General features: G+C 65.5%; 16 protein-coding genes and 1 pseudogene. 5 read left to right on the top strand and 12 right to left on the bottom strand.

The features are described 5' to 3' along the window. The first annotated feature begins 181 nt into the window (after positions 1-181). Positions 182-1,090 (top strand): hypothetical protein, encoded by a 909-nt coding sequence (locus tag AC1RJW_RS05795; protein WP_493044155.1) that lies wholly within the window; start codon positions 182-184, stop codon positions 1,088-1,090. A 24-nt stretch (positions 1,091-1,114) separates the two neighbouring features. Then, the gene (locus AC1RJW_RS05790) at positions 1,115-1,522 is read left to right on the top strand and encodes a hypothetical protein (protein WP_493044154.1); all 408 of its coding nucleotides are present in this window, start codon (positions 1,115-1,117) and stop codon (positions 1,520-1,522) included. A gap of 1 nt (position 1,523) precedes the next feature. Here AC1RJW_RS05790 and AC1RJW_RS05785 read toward each other — a convergent pair whose 3' ends face one another. Together AC1RJW_RS05785 and AC1RJW_RS05780 are read right to left on the bottom strand one after the other, a co-directional pair. Then, the gene (locus AC1RJW_RS05785; protein WP_493044153.1) at positions 1,524-2,000 is read right to left on the bottom strand and encodes a tetratricopeptide repeat protein; all 477 of its coding nucleotides are present in this window, start codon (positions 1,998-2,000) and stop codon (positions 1,524-1,526) included. Between the two features lie 8 nt (positions 2,001-2,008). After that, on the bottom strand, positions 2,009-4,042 hold the full coding sequence (locus AC1RJW_RS05780) for a bifunctional 2',3'-cyclic-nucleotide 2'-phosphodiesterase/3'-nucleotidase (RefSeq protein ID WP_493044152.1): 2,034 nt from the start codon (positions 4,040-4,042) through the stop codon (positions 2,009-2,011). A 202-nt stretch (positions 4,043-4,244) separates the two neighbouring features. Between AC1RJW_RS05780 and prfB the strand changes: the two genes are divergently transcribed. The 3 genes from prfB to lysS all read left to right on the top strand — a co-directional run bounded on the left by prfB (position 4,245) and on the right by lysS (position 7,601). Continuing rightward, a protein-coding gene (gene prfB, locus AC1RJW_RS05775) for a peptide chain release factor 2 (RefSeq protein ID WP_150130978.1) occupies positions 4,245-5,349 on the top strand; the annotation gives its coding sequence in 2 pieces (ribosomal slippage) (positions 4,245-4,325 and positions 4,327-5,349; 1,104 coding nt in all). Positions 5,350-5,351: 2 nt separating this feature from the next. Continuing rightward, a complete protein-coding gene (locus AC1RJW_RS05770; RefSeq protein ID WP_493044151.1) occupies positions 5,352-6,053 on the top strand; it encodes an HAD family hydrolase in 702 nt (233 codons plus the stop codon). An 18-nt stretch (positions 6,054-6,071) separates the two neighbouring features. Further along, complete coding sequence (lysS, locus tag AC1RJW_RS05765) at positions 6,072-7,601, top strand: lysine--tRNA ligase (protein ID WP_493044150.1); 1,530 nt, start codon at positions 6,072-6,074, stop codon at positions 7,599-7,601. Between the two features lie 72 nt (positions 7,602-7,673). Here lysS and AC1RJW_RS05760 read toward each other — a convergent pair whose 3' ends face one another. The 10 genes and pseudogenes from AC1RJW_RS05760 to AC1RJW_RS05715 all read right to left on the bottom strand — a co-directional run bounded on the left by AC1RJW_RS05760 (position 7,674) and on the right by AC1RJW_RS05715 (position 16,681). After that, complete coding sequence (locus AC1RJW_RS05760; protein ID WP_493044149.1) at positions 7,674-8,675, bottom strand: Gfo/Idh/MocA family protein; 1,002 nt, start codon at positions 8,673-8,675, stop codon at positions 7,674-7,676. A 12-nt stretch (positions 8,676-8,687) separates the two neighbouring features. Then, positions 8,688-9,686 (bottom strand): annotated as a pseudogene (locus AC1RJW_RS05755) (porin). A 59-nt stretch (positions 9,687-9,745) separates the two neighbouring features. Continuing rightward, complete coding sequence (locus AC1RJW_RS05750; protein WP_493044148.1) at positions 9,746-10,705, bottom strand: 2-hydroxyacid dehydrogenase; 960 nt, start codon at positions 10,703-10,705, stop codon at positions 9,746-9,748. Between the two features lie 19 nt (positions 10,706-10,724). Further along, positions 10,725-11,711, bottom strand: coding sequence for a sugar kinase (locus AC1RJW_RS05745; RefSeq protein WP_493044147.1), 987 nt, complete (start codon positions 11,709-11,711; stop codon positions 10,725-10,727). After that, positions 11,708-12,454, bottom strand: a complete 747-nt coding sequence (locus AC1RJW_RS05740; protein WP_493044146.1) for a sugar phosphate isomerase/epimerase family protein — start codon at positions 12,452-12,454, stop codon at positions 11,708-11,710. The genes AC1RJW_RS05745 and AC1RJW_RS05740 overlap by 4 nt, the downstream gene beginning before the upstream one ends. Continuing rightward, entirely contained in the window at positions 12,451-13,185 is a 735-nt protein-coding gene (locus AC1RJW_RS05735) for an amino acid ABC transporter ATP-binding protein (protein WP_493044145.1), read from the bottom strand. The genes AC1RJW_RS05740 and AC1RJW_RS05735 overlap by 4 nt, the downstream gene beginning before the upstream one ends. Then, complete coding sequence (locus AC1RJW_RS05730) at positions 13,172-13,822, bottom strand: amino acid ABC transporter permease (protein ID WP_492416190.1); 651 nt, start codon at positions 13,820-13,822, stop codon at positions 13,172-13,174. Before AC1RJW_RS05730 ends, AC1RJW_RS05735 begins: the two co-directional genes overlap by 14 nt. A 1-nt stretch (position 13,823) precedes the next feature. Beyond that, positions 13,824-14,516, bottom strand: coding sequence for an amino acid ABC transporter permease (locus tag AC1RJW_RS05725; RefSeq protein WP_493044144.1), 693 nt, complete (start codon positions 14,514-14,516; stop codon positions 13,824-13,826). Between the two features lie 90 nt (positions 14,517-14,606). Beyond that, complete coding sequence (locus tag AC1RJW_RS05720) at positions 14,607-15,413, bottom strand: transporter substrate-binding domain-containing protein (protein WP_493044143.1); 807 nt, start codon at positions 15,411-15,413, stop codon at positions 14,607-14,609. Between the two features lie 215 nt (positions 15,414-15,628). Next, on the bottom strand, positions 15,629-16,681 hold the full coding sequence (locus AC1RJW_RS05715; RefSeq protein WP_493044142.1) for a LacI family DNA-binding transcriptional regulator: 1,053 nt from the start codon (positions 16,679-16,681) through the stop codon (positions 15,629-15,631). Positions 16,682-16,781: the final 100 nt, after the last annotated feature.

The following is a 16,781-nucleotide window of genomic DNA, read 5'->3' as shown; positions in this document are numbered from 1 at the left end:
ATGAGGCAAATTGGAACACACTGCACCATTTGGCAACAGTGCTGCCACCGATGCGGGGCCGCCGGACGACTTCACGGCGGGCTGATCTGACGCAATACTGCCATTGTTCAGCATGCTAACGTCGGCCATGCCAGCGCGTGCGCGCCGGCCCCGTCAGCCACTGCTACCGCATGGAGGCCATATGCAGCGCCCGTCGAACCCGTCCATTCCCCACCTGCTACTTGCCGCCAGCGCCAGTCTGCTGCTGGGCGGCTGCGCCACCAACCTGGCGCCCGTGCGCAGCTTCGCCGACCAGACGCAAAAGATGTCGGTCCACTTCGAACCCATGCTGGCCGGCGGCGTCCACAGCTGCATGGACAAGGCCATGCGCAAGCGTCTGATCCTGGCCGAGCGTTTCGATGCGCAAGCGAGCGAACAGGCGGCGCGCGCCGATTGCGCCGCCATCGCGCAGGCCAGCGCGTCGATCGCCAGCCTGAACGACGTCCTGTTGCGCTATGCCCAGACCATGGCGGCGCTGGCCGACGACAAGCTGCCCGTCTACAAGGAAGAGTTTTCCGGCCTGGGCGATGCGCTGGGCGGCCTGGCGCAGCCGGGCGCCGGCGCGCCCCTGCTCGATGCGGACAAGCTGGCCAAGGTCGTCAAGCTGAGCGAGCACCTGAGCCGCCTGGCCACGCAGCGCCGGCAGAAATCGGCCCTGCGCGACTTGCTCGAGGAGCAGGACGCCGTCGATATCGTCAGCAATGCGCTCAAGGAGTATGCGCAGCGCAGCTACCGGGCCGGCTTGCAGGACGAATTGCGCGACCTGGACCTGCTGCGCGGCGCCGTCGACAAGGCCGCGCCGCGCGAACCGCTGGCCGCCAACTACGTCCGCACGCGCTTGCACCTGGAAGGCCGGCAACTGCAGGAGAGGGAAAAGATCGTCGCCGCGTATGTCGCCGCCGTCGATGCGCTGCAAGCGAGCGTGGCCGCGCTGCGGGCCAATTTCGACCGCCTGCAGGCGCCCGAACTGGAACGGCAGTTGGCGCAGTTTTCACGCGACGTCGACACGCTGCAGCGGCAGGCGGCGTTCTATGCGCCCGCCCGCTGGTAAACGACAGGCCCACCGGAGAATCCCATGGCCCCACTGACCGAACTGACGAAAGAGCAAAGCTACGCCATCGCCGACAGCCTGGCGCAAGCGTCAAGCCTGGTGCTGGAATTGCGCATCCGCGAACGGGAAGCGCTGGCGCCGGACGAGCACGCGCTGCTGGAGCAATATGAAAATCACCTGGACCAGATGGTGGCCCTGTTCCGCGCCTACGGCATTTACCTGACGGCCGAAGGCGCCGAGCAGGCGCGCGGCGACATCGAGGGCGCCATCGCCAAGGGCAAGGCGCAGCTCAAGCGCATCGCCGACGTCAAGGCCGCCATCGTTGCGGCGGCCAGGCTGGTCGACCTGGGCGCCGCCATCCTGTCGCGCGACCCGTTCGCCATCGGCGAGGCGGCGGCCAGCCTGCGGGCCAGGCCGAAGGCATCCGCGTAGATCACGGCTCGGCGGCGCGGTGCCCCATCGCATGCGTGGCCATCTTCAGGTACAGGAAGGACTGCTCCTCGCTATGCGCATAGCCCATCTGCCCTTCGGCCAGGGCGACGGATTTCTGCTGCAGCGCTTCCGGGTAGTCCAGGTCGCAGGCGGCGTCGAGCCAGAAACGCGCCCTGGCCTCGTCGCTTTCGAGCAGCATGTTCGCCGCGATGAACATGGCGGGCGCCACGCCCCGTTGTGCGGCCAGTCCCAGCCAGCGCAGCGCGGCGGCGCCGTCCTGCGGCCCGCCCATGCCGTTCTTGAGCATCAAGCCCAGGTAATACGCGGCGGGACCGCTGCCCTGCCCCGCCGCCTGTTCGAACAGGACGCGCGCCTGCGGCTGGGTCGCTGCTCCCGCGCGCATCAAGACCTTGGCCCGGGCCGTGAGGTCCGGTGCCGCCGATGCCAGCGGCGATACGGCCAGGGCGATAGCAAACAACCATGCCTTCACTTCGACAGGTCCACTTGATACAGCGCAAAGCCCTTGCCCGCGCCATCATCAAGCTTCAGCTGCGTCACGTTGTCAATGCCGGCCGCTTTGGCCAGGTCGATCACGCCCGGCGCCGAGTGGAACACTACCGGACCTTTGGTGGCGGCCCTGGCGAAGCGCCAGCTGCGCGCCGAGCCGTTTTTCGCGCGCGTCAGGTTTTTCTGCTGCGTGACGTACGCGATCAAGAGTTCGCGGTTGTTGTCGGGCGAGGCCACCACCGTCTTGCTGCCGTCGAGGCCAGGGAAATTGCCGCCGCCGCTGGCGCGGTAGTTATTCGTCGCGATGAGGAACTCCTGGCTGGAATCCACGGGCTTGCCCTTGTACGTCAGCGCCTGGATGCGCCGGCCCGGCGGCTGCGTGACGTCGATCTGGTAGCGCACGTCGGCGCTCGTGATCGTATCGAAGTTGTAGCTCGGGTGGGCCGTGTTGACCAGCTCCTGCGCTTCCAGCTTGTTGGGGTCGATGGTGTTGAAGCGCTGCGCCGACTGTTCCAGCCAGGCTTTCAGCTCCGCGCCATTCATCTTCACGCCGTACAGCGCGTTCGGATACAAATACAGGTCGGCCGCATTATTCAGCGCCACGTTGCCCGCCTTGACGTCCGTGTAGTCGGACACGCCCGCCGAGCCGCTCTTGAACGGCGACGACATCGACAGCACGGGGAGGTGCGCGTACTGCGGCAGGTTCGCCTTCACGTAGGCGGCAAGATAATTCGATTGCGCCTGGTTCACCACTTCGATGGCGCTGACGTCGCCCACGTCGGCGAAATACGTCGACATGCGGAAATCCGTGGCGCCGACCGGTGTCTGCACGTAGGCAATCGTCGCCGCGTGCTCCTCGGCTACCAGTGTGGCGATGGCGGCATCGGGAGTGACATAACTCTTGTCCGCGTTCTGGATGCCGCGCGCTTCCACCGTGGTGGCGCTCTTGTCGATGACCCACTGCTTGCCGTCGTGGCGCAGGCGCAAGCCGATCACGCCCAGGTGCTTGCCCCACAAATTGGCCATCACGGTGGGCACGCCGTTGACCAATCCTTTGACCTTGTCGACGCCGGGCAAATTAAACTGCGGCACCGTGCTGGCGGCGTTCGGGAACAGCTGGTGCGAGTGGCCGATCAGCATGGCGTCCACGCCCGGCACTTGCGACAGGTAGTAATTACCGTTTTCCATGGTGGGCGAGTACGGGCTGTCATCGAGGCCGCCGTGCGAGATCGCCACCACCAGTTCGGCGCCCTTCGCGCGCATCTCGGGAATGAATTTTTCCGCCGTCTCGCGCACGCCCTGCGTGTAGACGCGCCCTTCCAGCCAGCGCTTGTCCCAGGCCATGATGGTGGGCGGCGCGAAGCTGATGATGCCCACCTTCACGCTGCTGGTCACCGGTTTTCCATCGGGACCGGTGGCCGTGATCTGCTTGTCGATGATGTGATATGGCGCAAACAGGGGCTTGCCCGTCTTGACGCTGTAGACGTTGGCCAGCACTTGCGGAAACGCGGGACCGGCGCAGCGCGGCTTGCCGGCGTCGACGCTGTCGACGTCAAAGCGGTTGCCTGTCACCTGGCTCAAAAACGCCAGGCCGTAGTTGAATTCATGGTTGCCGATGCCGCCGCCGTCCACTTTCAGCAAATTCATCGCCTTGTAGATGGCCAGGGTCTGGTCGCAGGCCAGCGGTTTGACCAATGCCTGGTAGTCGGCCAGCGCCGTGCCCTGGATGGTGTCGCCGTTGTCGAGCAGCAGATTGTTCGGGAATTGCGCGCGCGCCTGGGCGATCAGGGCCGCCGTGCGTTCCAGGCCGATCGACGGTTCCTCCTGCAGCTTGTAGTAATCATAACTGAGCACATTCGCGTGCAAGTCCGTCGTCTCCAGCAGGGCCAGGGTGGCGCTGCTGCCGGCCGGCGCGGCCGATGGCGCCGGCGCGGGTCCGTGGGTGGCGGGCGGCAAGGCGCCGCAGCCGGCCAGCAGCAGCGGTAACAGGGCGAGACGGGGAAGTTGAAGCATGATGTATTCCTGTGGAAAGACAATATCGCCAGCATCATACGCAGCACGATAGCCATCATCAAGGCAAAAATATTGTCGCAAATACAGCAAAATCGCCATTTTATTGCCCCGTGCGGCGGCAATTGCGCCGCGGCGGCAGTGGAAACGCGCCGCGCTCGCGTATAATTCAAGGTTTGATTTCACCATAGAAGACCAGAACATTATGGAAGCCGAACGCATCAATATCATCTCCGCCCTGCTCAACGACCTGACGGTCCGCGAAGCCGAACTTCGGAGGTATCTTTGACTTCACTGTCAAGTCGGAGAAACTAGAGCAAGTCAACGAAGAGCTGGAAGATCCGACCGTCTGGAACGATCCCAAGCGCGCCCAGGACCTCGGTAAAGAGAAGAAGGCGCTGGAAGCGATCGTCTTCACCCTGGCCAAGGCCGATGCCGACCTGCGCGACACCCGCGACCTGTTCGACATGGCCCGCGAAGAAGGCGACGACGAGACCCTGGAAGCGATCGAGCAGGACGTGCAGGAAATCCGCAAGGTCATCGAAAGCATGGAATTCCGCCGGATGTTCAACAATCCGATGGACCCGAACAACTGCTTCATCGACATCCAGGCCGGCGCCGGCGGCACGGAAGCCCAGGACTGGGCCTCGATGCTGCTGCGCCAGTACCTGCGCTATTGCGAACGCAAGGGCTTCAAGGTCGAAATCCTCGAGCAATCCGACGGCGAGGTCGCCGGCATCAAGACGGCCACTTTGAAGGTCGAGGGCGATCACGCCTACGGCTTCCTGCGCACGGAAACGGGCGTGCACCGCCTGGTGCGCAAGTCGCCGTTCGACTCGGCCAACGGCCGCCATACCTCGTTTACGTCGCTGTTCGTGTATCCGGAAGTCGACGATTCGATCGAAATCGACGTCAACCCGGCCGATATCCGCGTCGATACCTACCGCGCGTCGGGCGCCGGCGGTCAGCACATCAACAAGACCGACTCCGCCGTCCGCATGACCCATGCGCCGACCGGCATCGTGGTGCAGTGCCAGAACGACCGTTCGCAGCACCGCAACCGCGCCGAAGCGATGGAAATGCTGAAAGCGAAACTGTACGAGCATGAACTGCGCAAGCGCATGAGCGAACAGCAAAAGCTGGAAGACTCGAAGACGGACGTGGGCTGGGGTCACCAGATCCGCTCCTACGTGCTGGACCAGTCCCGCATCAAGGACTTGCGCACCGGTTTCGAGACGGGCAATACCAAGGGCGTGCTCGATGGCGACATCGACGAGTTCATCTCCGCCTCGCTCAAGCAAGGCGTGTAAGGATGAACGCATCCGCTCCGGCGCCGACGCAGCGCGCCTTCCTGTTCGACATGGATGGCACGATCGTCGACAACATGGCCTTCCACACGACATCGTGGCTGGCGTTCTTTGAACGCCACGGTCATGCGCTGGACGCGGACGCCTTTTTCCGCGACACGGCGGGACGGCAGGGCCGCGAAATCATCGCCAAGTACCTGGGCGAGGATGCCGACCACGTCACCCTGCTGGCGGAAAAGGAAGTCGTCTATCGCGAGCTGTATGGCCCGCATCTGGCGACAGTCGCCGGTTTCGACCGGCTGATCGCCAGCGCGCGCCAACACGGCATCGGGCTGGTGGTCGGCACGGCCGCGCCAAACGAGAATATCGCGTTCACGCTCGACGGTCTGGACCTGCGCCACCGCTTCGACGCCATCGTCGGCGCCGCCGACGTGGAACGGGGCAAGCCGCACCCGGACGTCTTCCTGAAAGGCGCGCAGCTGGCCGGCGCGCTGCCGCACAACTGCATCGTCTTCGAAGACGCGCCCCTGGGCGTGGAAGCGGCGCGCCGCGCCGGCATGCGCGTCGTGGTACTCACCACCACCCTGCCGGCCGAGGCGTTTGCCGCATTCGACAACATCATTGCCATCGTGCCGGATTTCTCCGCACTCGACGTCGACGCACTGTTTGCCAGCGTGGCGCCAGCGCTGGCACCACATCATCAATAATCACCAACGAAGAACACCATGACTACGGATATCCAAGAACAAGCCGCCGCCCCCGATGAAAACAAGATCATCGCCGAGCGCCGCGTCAAGCTGGCAGCACTGCGCGAACAAGGCGTCGCCTTCCCGAACGATTTCCGCCCTGAGCACAAGGCGGCCGATCTGCACGCGCAATACGGCGGCAAGACGCGCGAAGAGCTGGAAGAAAACCCCGTACACGTGGTGCTGGCCGGCCGCATGATGCTCAAGCGCGAAGCGGGCAAAAAAGCCGCCTTCGCCACCCTGCAGGACGCTTCCGGCCCGAAAGCCGACGGCCGCATCCAGATCTACGCCACCCTCGACCTCACCGGCGAAGCGGCCATGGCCGCCCTGCACCACTATGACCTGGGCGACATCCTGGGCGTGCAAGGCACGCTGTTCAAGACCAAGACGGACGAACTGACCATCAAGGTCACCGAACTGCGCCTGATCACCAAGTCGCTGCGCCCGCTGCCGGACAAGTTCCACGGCCTGGCCGACCAGGAAACGAAGTACCGCCAGCGCTACGTCGACCTGATCATGAACGAAGAGACGCGCCGCACCTTCAAGGCCCGCACCGCCGCCATCTCGTCGATCCGCCGCTTCATGGAAAAGAACGAGTTCATGGAAGTGGAAACGCCGATGCTGCACACGATTCCGGGCGGCGCCGCAGCCAAGCCGTTCATCACGCACCACAATGCGCTCGACATGCAGATGTTCCTGCGCATCGCGCCCGAGCTGTACCTGAAGCGCTTGGTCGTGGGCGGCTTCGACCGCGTGTTCGAAATCAACCGCAACTTCCGCAATGAAGGCGTGTCGATCCGTCACAACCCGGAATTCACGATGATGGAATTCTACGCGGCCTACACCGACTACAAATGGCTGATGGATTTCACGGAAGCCGTCATCCGCCAGGCCGCCATCGACGCGCACGGCACCGCCACCCTGACCTACGGCGGCCGCGAGCTGGACCTGGCAAAGCCGTTCCACCGCCTGACCATCGTCGAAGCGATCAACAAGTACGCTCCAGGCTACACCGCCGGGCAGTTGAACGATGCCGAATTCATCAAGGAAGAGCTGAAAAAATTCGGCGTCAAGCCGTTCGCCACGGCCGGCCTGGGCGCGCTGCAACTGGCGCTGTTCGAAGAGACGGCTGAAGCGCAGCTGTGGGAACCGACCTACATCATCGACTATCCGGTCGAAGTGTCGCCGCTGGCGCGCGCTTCCGACACGGTGGCCGGCATCACGGAACGCTTCGAGCTGTTCATGGTGGGCCGCGAAATCGCCAACGGCTTCTCCGAGTTGAACGATGCGGAAGACCAGTCGGCCCGCTTCCTGGCGCAAGTGGCCGCCAAGGACGCCGGCGATGAAGAGGCGATGTTCTACGACGCCGACTACATCCGCGCGCTGGAATACGGCATGCCGCCAGCCGGCGGCTGCGGCATCGGCATCGACCGCCTGATGATGATCATCACGGATTCGCCGAACATCCGCGACGTCCTGCTGTTCCCGCACTTGCGCCGCGAAGAATAATCACGGACGCCAGCCGATAAAAAGCCGCCTGATTTTGCGATCAGGCGGCTTTTTTACGTCTGCCGCAGGCCGTCAATCGGCCAGGGTCACGCGCTGGTGGCTGCGGCTCGCCTGCTGCGCCGCCAGCGCCGTCGCCAGCGCGCGCATGCCGTCGTCGCCCGTGGCTGCCGGCTGCCCTTCGCCACGCATGGCGCGCTGGAAGGCACGCACCGAGCGCACGTACAGGTTTTCGTGCTCGACGGGGATGTCGATGCTGCCGCCGTCGCGCGTCAGGCTGATGGTGCCGACGGGGCGCTGCGTCATCACGCCGGTGGCGAAGATGGTGCCCTTGCTGCCGATGATTTCCACGCCGGACAGCGAATACGGCGCGTTGAACGCGTCGTGCACCTGTACCAAAGTCCCGTTGTCGAACTCGATGACGGCCATCAGGCCCTCTTCCAGCCCTGCCACCGTCATGCCCCCGCTGGTGGCGCAGGCGGTGACGTGGCGCGGTTCCGAGTCCAGCAAGAAGCGCAGGGTGTCGACGTCGTGCACGAACATGTCGAGCGTGACGCCGCCCGATTCCGGCGCATCCAGGCGCCAGCCGCGCAGGTGCTGCGGCAGGTTGTTCGCGTGCAGCACGCGGCAATACAGGGGCTGGCCGATCTCGCCCGCGCGTATCAGCTCGCGCACCTTGCCGTGGCTGGCGGCGTTGCGCAGGTGGTGGTTAATCCCCAGCACCACGCCCGCCTCGGCGCAGCCGTCGACCATGCGGCGGGCGTCCTCCAGGTTCAGCGCCAGCGGCTTCTCGCACAGCACGTGCTTGCCCGCGCGCGCCGCCTGCAAGGTCTGCGCCATGTGCCATTCGTTGGTGGTGCTGATGTACACGGCATCCGCGCCCGGATGCGCCAGCGCCGCATCGAGGTCGGTATAGCTGGCGGCGATGCCGAACTGCTCCGCAAAGGCGGCGCCGCGCGCGGCGTCGCGGCTGACCACGGCCAGCACTTCCGCATCGCCCTGCTGGCGGATCGCGTCGACCATCCATTCGCGCGCCACGGTGCTGGCGCCGACCAAAATCCATCCGGTTTTCTTCATTCGATTCTCCAGTTAAAAAGTGTGGCGCAGGCCCAGGTTCCAGGCCTGGTTGCCGGTGCCGTTGTCGGTGGCGTTGCCCACCAGGTAGGCGGCGCCGTTGCGGTTGTCGATGTGCGCGTAGGCCGCGTACAAGGTGCTGCGCTTCGACAGCGCGTACGTGTAACCGATGCCAATTTGAGAAGCGTCGCCGTTGGCGGCGCGCCGGTCGTCGCGCCGCACGTACGAGAACAGGATGCGGTGCGGGCCCACGGGTACGGTGGCGCCCAGCATCAGGTCCGCGCTGTCGACCGTGGTGGCGGCGCCGGCCGTGCTCTTGCTGACGGCGACGGCGCCGTGCGCCTTAACCACGCCGAAGTCCCAGGTGGCGCCCAGCACCGTGTTGCGCGCCCGGCCCGCCACCAGCGCGCTTGACAGGGTGTTGGCATCCTGGTGCGCCAGGCGCACATACAGCGGCCCGCTGGCATAGGTGGCCGCCGCGCCCATGTAGCGCCTGGCCGAAGCGTCGCCCGGCACTTCGCCGAAGCCGTACGCCAGTTCGCCGGACAGTCCCCCGCGCACGGGCGAGCTGTAGCTGATGCTGTTGTCGACCCGGCTGATGTAGCCGGCCGTGAAGACGTTGCTCATCCTGCCCGCAAAACCCAGGTAGAACGGGTCCAGCACGCCCAGGCTGCTATCGATGAAGGTGTACTGGCGGCCCAGCCGCAAGGTGCCCGCCGCACCGGCGAGGCCGACGAAGGCCTGACGCCCGAACAGCAGGCCGCCCTAGGCCGAAGCGCCCGTGTCGGCCAGGATGCCCGCATCCATCGTAAAGATCGCCGTCATGCCGCCGCCCAGGTCTTCGCTGCCCTTGAAACCCAGGCGCGAACCGTTGGCGATGCCGCTGGTCAGCTTGAGCACCCTGCCCCCGGGACCGCCGCTCTCGGACACCACGCCCAGGTCCGCGATGCCGTACATGGCCACGTTCGACTGCGCCGAGCACAGGCCGCCGCAGGCGCCCGCGCCGATGATCATTGCCCTTGCTACCTTGTTCTTCATCTCTTGCCCTGTCTATTCTTTTATAAATACTGTTCTTAGCTGGCCAGGTGGCGCGGCCGCTCGCCGCGCAGGCCGGCCAGCAGGTTATCTACAGCTTGCTGCGCCATGGCGTAGCGCGTTTCGTGCGTAGCCGAGCCGATGTGCGGCAGCGCCACCACGTTGGCCATGCGCGGCAGCGGATTGTCCGGCGCCAGCGGTTCGCGCTCGAACACGTCCAGGCCGGCGCCGTGGATGGTGCCCTGCTGCAGCGCCTCGATCAGCGCCGCCTCGTCGACGATGCGCCCGCGCGAGCCGTTGATGAAGATGGCGCCGGGGCGCATCAGCGCGAACTCGCGCCGGCCCACCATGCGTTCCGTCTGCGCCGTCAGCGGCAGCACGACGCAAACGAAATCGGAGCCGGCCAGCAGCTCGTCGAGCGCCACCTGGCGCGCGCCCAGCGCCGCTTCCACCTCGGGCACGGCTTCGCCGTTCACGTACAGCACCTGCATGCCGAAGCCCAGCGCGGCGCGGCGGGCGACGGCGCGGCCGATGCGGCCCATGCCCAGCATGCCGATGGTCTTGCCATGCACGTTGACGCCGTACTGGCTTTCGCCCACGCTGCGCGTCCAGCGCCCGGCCTTGACGAACTCGGCCAGCTCGACGACCCTCCGCGCGCTGGCGAGTATCAACGCGAAGATCGTGTCGGCCGTCGTTTCCGTCAGCACGTCCGGCGTATTGACCAGCAGGATGCCCCGTTCGCGCAGGTAGTCGACGTCGAACTGGTCGACGCCCACCGAAATGGTGGAAATGATGCGCAGGTCCAAGGCCGGGTCCAGCAGTTCGCGGTCCAGGCGCACGCTGGCGCCCAGCAATCCATGCGCGCCGCGGATGGCGGCGGCGAACGCGGCGCGGTTGCCCGCGTCGATCGCCTCGAAATACGTCACCTCGCATTCGGCGCGCAAGCGCGCCAGCAGCGGTTCGGCCAGCTTTTTATACACAACCACATGTTTTTTCACGAGTTTTCTCCTGTTCGGTTCAAGATTGGCCCAGCGCGTCGAGCTGGGCGCGGGTCGGCAAGCCTTCCATGTCGCCGGCCACCTGGATGGCGAAGGCGCCGACCCGATTGCCGCGCCGTACCGCCTGCGCCAGCGGCAAGCCTTCCAGCAAGGCGCTGACCAGACCGGCCGCGAAGCCGTCGCCGGCACCCACCGTGTCGACCACCTTGTCCACGCGCTCGCCCGGCACCATGCCGCTGTCGCCGTCGGCCGTGCGGTAATAGGCGCCCTCGGCGCCCAGCTTGATGACCACCAGGCGCGCGCCCTGCTGCAGATAAAAGCCGGCGACGTCGTGCGGCAAGTCATGGCCGGTGAGGATTTTTCCCTCCCCCAGGCCGGGCAGCACCCAGTCCGCCCGGGCGGCAAGGCGGTTGATCTGTTCGACCATGACGGCTTGCGACGGCCACAGCGAGGGCCGCAGGTTCGGGTCGAACGACACGGTCCGGCCATGCTCGCGCATGAAGTCGATGGCCTGGCTGGCGAACGCCAGGCTCGTGGCGGACAGCGCGGCGGCCACGCCCGTGGCGTGCAGGTGGCGCGCGGACAGGAAATAGGCGGGATCGAAGTGCTCAGACGCCAGCCGGCTGGCGGCGGAACCCTTGCGGAAGTACTCGACCAGCGGATCGGCGCCGTTCTCGGCCTTCTCCTTGAGCAGGAAGCCGCTGGACTGGCCGGCGACGGCGGCGACCCGGCTGCAATCGACGCCCTCGGCCTGCACGCTGGCGCGGATGAAGCGGCCGAACGAGTCATCGCCCACGCGGCTGAGCCAGCCGACTTTCAAACCCAGGCGCGCCAGGCCGATGGCGACATTCGTCTCGGCGCCGGCCAGGCGGCGCGTGAAATGCGCCACGGCCGCCAGGTCGCCCGTTTCCTCGGCAACGAACATCGCCATCGCTTCGCCGTAAGTGACGACGTCGAGCGCGTGCACCCCTTGAATTTCCTTTTGGCGCAGTTCTTGTTCCATCATGCGGCCTCCAGCATCTGGATGTAGCGGCCCGTTTCGGCCACTAGGTCGGCACCCTCGAGCGGAAATTCGATGGCCCGCTGCACGCCCGGCGCAAAGTGCGCGAAGACAGCGCGCCAGGCCGGATCGGCGTCGGAAACGGCGCAGGCGGACAGCCGGCCCCCATCCTCCAGCACGGCCTTGCAATGCACATAGCGCACGTACGGTGCCAGCAGGCGCGCCGCCTGCTGCGCATCCTCGCCCACCCAGCGCCAGTTGCCGATGTCGAAGGTCAGGCCCACGGGCAGCCCGATGTCGCGCGCCGCCGCCAGGAAACGCACCATCGGCGCCAGCGCGCCGCCATGCGCCGTCTGGTCGTTCTCCACCAGCAGCGCCACGGGCGCATCCGCCAGCTGGGCTTTCAATGCTTGCAGGTCCGGCGCGGCCGGGTAATGGCCCAGCGACACCTTCAGGTAGCGCGCCCCCAGGCGCGCCGCCTCGTCCAGCATCTGCTGCAGCAGTTCCTGCCGCAGCAGCCCGTCCGCGTCCCACAATTCGATGGGCGTGGAATACACCGAGTACAAGCCGCGCGCGGCCACCGCCGCTCCCATGCGCGCCAGGTCCGGCAAGTCGGAAGTAAACAGTTCGCGGCGGATCTCGATGCCGGCGCCGCCCGCATCGGCCACCACGTCGATGAAATGGCTCTGTCCCAGCTGCCTTACCCTGCTTGCGCCATAGGCCGACGCCGCCACCAGCACGGGGCTCATTTGATCGCTCCCGCGCCGACGAACTGGCGCGCTTCGGGTGTCTGCGGGTTGCTGAAAAACGCTTCCGACGGCCCGCTTTCCCACACCAATCCCTGGTGCATGAAGACGGTGACGTCGGCCATGCGCCGCGCGAACTCCATCTCGTGCGTCACCAAGAGCATCGTCATGCCCGCCTGCGCCAGCTCTTCCATCACCTTCAGCACTTCCTGCGTCAGTTCCGGGTCGAGCGCCGACGTCACTTCGTCGAACAGCATCACCTGCGGCTCCATCGCCAGCGAACGGGCAATCGCCACGCGCTGCTGCTGGCCGCCCGACAGCTGCTCGGGATAGGCTTCGCGCTTGTAGTCCAGGCCCACCTGCTTGAGCACGCGCAGCGCCGTGGCGCGGCCCTGGGCGTCGGGCACCTTCTTGACGATGCGCGGCGCCAGCATGACGTTTTCTTCCACGGTCAGGTGGGGGAACAGGTTGTAGCTCTGGAAGACCATGCCGACATCCTTGCGCAAGTCCAGCAAATGCTCCTGGCGCGCCGTCAGCGTATGGCCGGCCACGACGATGCTGCCGCTATCGATGGTTTCCAGGCCGTTGATACAGCGCAACATGGTGCTCTTGCCGGAGCCGCTGCGGCCGATCACGGCGATCACCTGGCCCCGCTCGACGGCGAACGAGACGCCCTTGAGCACGTGGTTGGCGCCGAAGCTCTTGCTGATATTGTCGATTTCAACGATGGGCATGGAATTTCCTTTCCAGTGAATGGCTGTAGCGCGACAGCGGATAGCACATCGCGAAGTAGATCAGGGCGACGACGGGGAAGACGATGAAGGGCAGGAAGGTCGCATTGCTGACCAGTTGCCCTGCCCGCGTCAGTTCCACCACGCCGATGATCGAGGTGATCGAGGTGTTCTTGATGATCTGCACCATGAAGCCCACCGTCGGCGGCAGCGAATGGCGCAGCGCCTGCGGCAGGATGACGTAGCGCAGCTGCTGGTAGCGGTTCAGCGCCAGCGCGGCCGACGCTTCCCACTGCTGCCGCTGCACGCCTTCGATGCAGCCGCGCCAGATCTCGCCCAGGTAGGCGCTGGCAAAGATCGTCATCGCCGCGCCGGCCGCGATGATCGGCGACAGCTTGTAGCCGAACAGGGCCAGGCCGTAATACGTCAGGAACAGCACGATCAGCACGGGCGTGCCCTGGACCAGCTGGATGTACAGGGCGCTGATGCAGCGCAGGACCGGGCTGCGCGCCGTGCGCAGCAGCGCCACGGCGAAGCCGGCGATGCCGCCCGTGATGAAGACGATCAGCGACAGGCCGATGGTCCAGCGCGTGGCCTCGAGCAGGAATTGCAGGTTATCCCAGGAAAAGTCACTGATCATGTCAAGCTCCCATGCGCGCCGCGCCAAGACGGCGGCGGCGTTTGAAGACGATCTGGCCCAGCACCCAGAAGCTGAAGCGGAACAGCAGGGCCAGCAGGATGTACAGCACCATCACGACGATGTAGATCTCGAAGCTGCGGAAGGTTTCCGCGTCGAGCAGGTGGGCGGCGGCGGTCAGTTCTTCGGCGGAAATGGCCGACACGACGCTCGAGGCCAGCATCATCAGCGTGAACTGGCTGGCCAGCGCCGGATAGACTTTTTCCAGCGCCGGCAGCAGCACCACGTGGCGCATCACCTGCCAGCGCGTCATGCCCAGCGCCTGCGCCGCCTCGAGCTGCGACGGATGCACGGCGCCGATACCGGCGCGCACGATCTCCGCCGCATAGGCGCCCAGGTTGACCGTCATGGCGACGAGCGCCGCGCCGTTGGCGTCGAGCTGCAGGCCCAGCGACGGCAAGCCGAAGTAAATGATGAACAGCTGCACCAGGAACGGCGTGCTGCGGATGATCTCGACATACGCGCGCACCACGGCGCGGGCATAGGCGGGACCGTTCTTCAGGATGACGGCGGCGCAGACGCCCACCGCCAGCCCCAGCACCATCGCCAGGGCGCTCAGGCGTATCGTCAGCGCCGCGCCCCACAACAGGCGGTCCAGCGATTGCATGACGAGTTCGAAATGAAATTCATACGGCATACTCAACTCCTTGTCTGCGTGTGCATCCCCGGCCGCGCCACCATGGCGGCGCGCCGTGCGGACGGGCACTTTCCTATGCGGCTGGCGGTATCAGAAGGTCGGCAGCGCCGGCAGCGGCGCGCCGCTCCACTTGCGCGCGATGGCGTCGAGCTCGCCGTTCAGCTTGACGTAATAGATGAAGTTGTTGAGCCACTGGTGCAGCTCGAAGTCGCCGCGGCGCACCGCCATCGAGTTCGGCTGCAGCGAATAGGTGAAGCGGACCTCGATCTTGCCCGCGCCGCGCGTCTTGATGATGTCGAGCGCCATCGTGCTGGGAATCGAGACGGCGTCGACCTGCTTGCTGAGCAAGGCCTGGGTGACGGTGGCGTCATCCTCGAAACGCACGATATTGGTGCCGGCCGGCGCCAGGCGGCTCAAGGCCGTATCGTTGGTGGTGCCGCGCGTCACGCCCACTTTCTTGCCCTTCAACTCGGCCAGGGCCTTGAATTTGCCGCCGACCGGCGCGACGATAGCCAGTTCGAACGCGCTGTAGGGCATGGTGAACATCAGGGTCTTGGCCCGTTCCGGCGTGGGCGCCAGGGTCGCCACGAGGAAATCGACCTTGCCCGACTCCAGCGACGGCACGCGCGACGGCGCCGTCAGCGGCACCACTTCCACGGGCAGGTTCATGTATTTGCCGATCAGGTTGGCGACGTCGACGTCATAGCCGACGGGCGCGCCCTTGGCGTCGATGCTGCCGAACGGCGGCGTGCCGCTGACCACGCCGATGGTCAGCTTGCCTTTCTTGATCAGGTCGCCAAGCGTCTGGGCGCCGGCATCGGCCGCCGCACCCAGGGCAAATGTCGCTGCGAGCGCGCAAGCCACGATCTTCGAATACAACAGTGTAGTCATCTTCATGCTTCAGTCTCCTGTGATCCCGGTACCGGCCTCGTCGAGGCACTTCCGGGAATATTGTCAAATGGACGATTCAGATCGTCTCTTGCCATGTCATTTCAACTTCATGCCAACCAATACCCTGTCTGACTATCCACGCTCCTTTCCAAGGTGAATACCATCTATGAAACCGGTTCCATAACTGTCTCAAAAAAAAGGGCAACGCCCTCTTCCCCTCCTCAAGCGTCGCCGCCCTGGGTGGAATTGCGCACAATCAACTTGCCGGGCAACAGCACCTCGCGCGGCGGGCATTGATCTCCCTGCAGGCGCGACATCATGCACGTCATCGCCGTAAAGCCGATTTCATAGGTCTGCTGCTCGATCGTGCTCAGGCCCGCCAGCGGCGACCACGGCAATTCGTCAAAGCCCAGCAAGCCCACGTCCTGCGGCATGCGCAAGGCAAGGCGCTGCAGCATCAGCGCCAGTTCCAGCGCCACCATGCCGTTCGAGGCCAGCAGCGCCACGCGGCGGCCGCGCCACTGCGCCAGGCATTGCCGCACCTGGACGTCGATGGAAGGCCGGTCGTCCAGGTCCACGGCCAGCACTTCGCCCACGCAGCCCGGATGCTCGGCCATCACGGCCTGGAAACCGTCGGCGCGCATCAGCCGCGAACTGACGCCCGTCAATGGCGGCGCGACGAAGGCGATGGCGTCGAAACCCTGTTCGATCAGATGCGCGGTGGCCAGGCGCCCCGCCTGCACATTGTCCAGCCCCACCAGGTCGAAGTCGGCGCCTTCGATGCGGCGGTCGACCAGCACGATGGGCATGTCCGCCTGCTGAAGGTCGGACGACTCGATATTGCGCCCCTGCGTGTTGACGATCAGCCCTTCCACGCTGTACGAGCGCAGCGCGGCCAGCGACTGGCGTTCGCGCTGTTCGTCATTGCCGGTATTACACAGAATCAAGGTATAGCCATGCTGCTGGCAAGCCGCCTCCACGCCTTGCAGCACGGCCACGGTGTAGGGATTGAGCATGTCGGCCACGACCATGCCGATCAGGCGCGTGCGTCCCCGCTTGAGACCGCGCGCCATCTGGTTCGGCTGGTAGCCGAGGCGCGCGATGGTGCTGGCGATCTGCTGGCGGATGTTCTCGGACAGGGCATCGAGTTCGCCGCCGAGAAAGCGCGACACGCTGGTCTTCGACACGCCCGCCTCGCGCGCCACCTGGGCGATGGTCACGGGCCGTGCCGGTTCGCCGGTGACTGTTTTCTTGCTGCCGCGTACTGAATCCAAGGGTGCTCTCCACTACCTGTTGATCTGCATGTTTTTATTTTGGAACCGGTTCCAAAGATAGCACCCACGCATCGATGACGCAAGCGATTTGATTGCCTGT

It is taken from the genome of Janthinobacterium sp. GW822-FHT07A03, from assembly GCF_058798815.1.
The sequence above is the reverse complement of the archived record's forward strand: the minus strand, read 5'-3'. Positions and strand labels throughout refer to the sequence as shown.

Bases quoted from the DNA above. Each gene is read 5' to 3' on its own strand.
- lysS (WP_493044150.1), top strand. From the start codon at position 6,072: ATGACTACGGATATCCAAGAACAAGCCGCCGCCCCCGATGAAAACAAG.
- AC1RJW_RS05795 (WP_493044155.1), top strand. From the start codon at position 182: ATGCAGCGCCCGTCGAACCCGTCCATTCCCCACCTGCTACTTGCCGCC.
- AC1RJW_RS05725 (WP_493044144.1), bottom strand. From the start codon at position 14,516: ATGCCGTATGAATTTCATTTCGAACTCGTCATGCAATCGCTGGACCGC.
- AC1RJW_RS05780 (WP_493044152.1), bottom strand. From the start codon at position 4,042: ATGCTTCAACTTCCCCGTCTCGCCCTGTTACCGCTGCTGCTGGCCGGC.
- AC1RJW_RS05730 (WP_492416190.1), bottom strand. From the start codon at position 13,822: ATGATCAGTGACTTTTCCTGGGATAACCTGCAATTCCTGCTCGAGGCC.
- AC1RJW_RS05740 (WP_493044146.1), bottom strand. From the start codon at position 12,454: ATGAGCCCCGTGCTGGTGGCGGCGTCGGCCTATGGCGCAAGCAGGGTA.
- AC1RJW_RS05720 (WP_493044143.1), bottom strand. From the start codon at position 15,413: ATGAAGATGACTACACTGTTGTATTCGAAGATCGTGGCTTGCGCGCTC.
- AC1RJW_RS05790 (WP_493044154.1), top strand. From the start codon at position 1,115: ATGGCCCCACTGACCGAACTGACGAAAGAGCAAAGCTACGCCATCGCC.
- AC1RJW_RS05770 (WP_493044151.1), top strand. From the start codon at position 5,352: ATGAACGCATCCGCTCCGGCGCCGACGCAGCGCGCCTTCCTGTTCGAC.
- AC1RJW_RS05735 (WP_493044145.1), bottom strand. From the start codon at position 13,185: ATGCCCATCGTTGAAATCGACAATATCAGCAAGAGCTTCGGCGCCAAC.
- AC1RJW_RS05760 (WP_493044149.1), bottom strand. From the start codon at position 8,675: ATGAAGAAAACCGGATGGATTTTGGTCGGCGCCAGCACCGTGGCGCGC.
- AC1RJW_RS05745 (WP_493044147.1), bottom strand. From the start codon at position 11,711: ATGATGGAACAAGAACTGCGCCAAAAGGAAATTCAAGGGGTGCACGCG.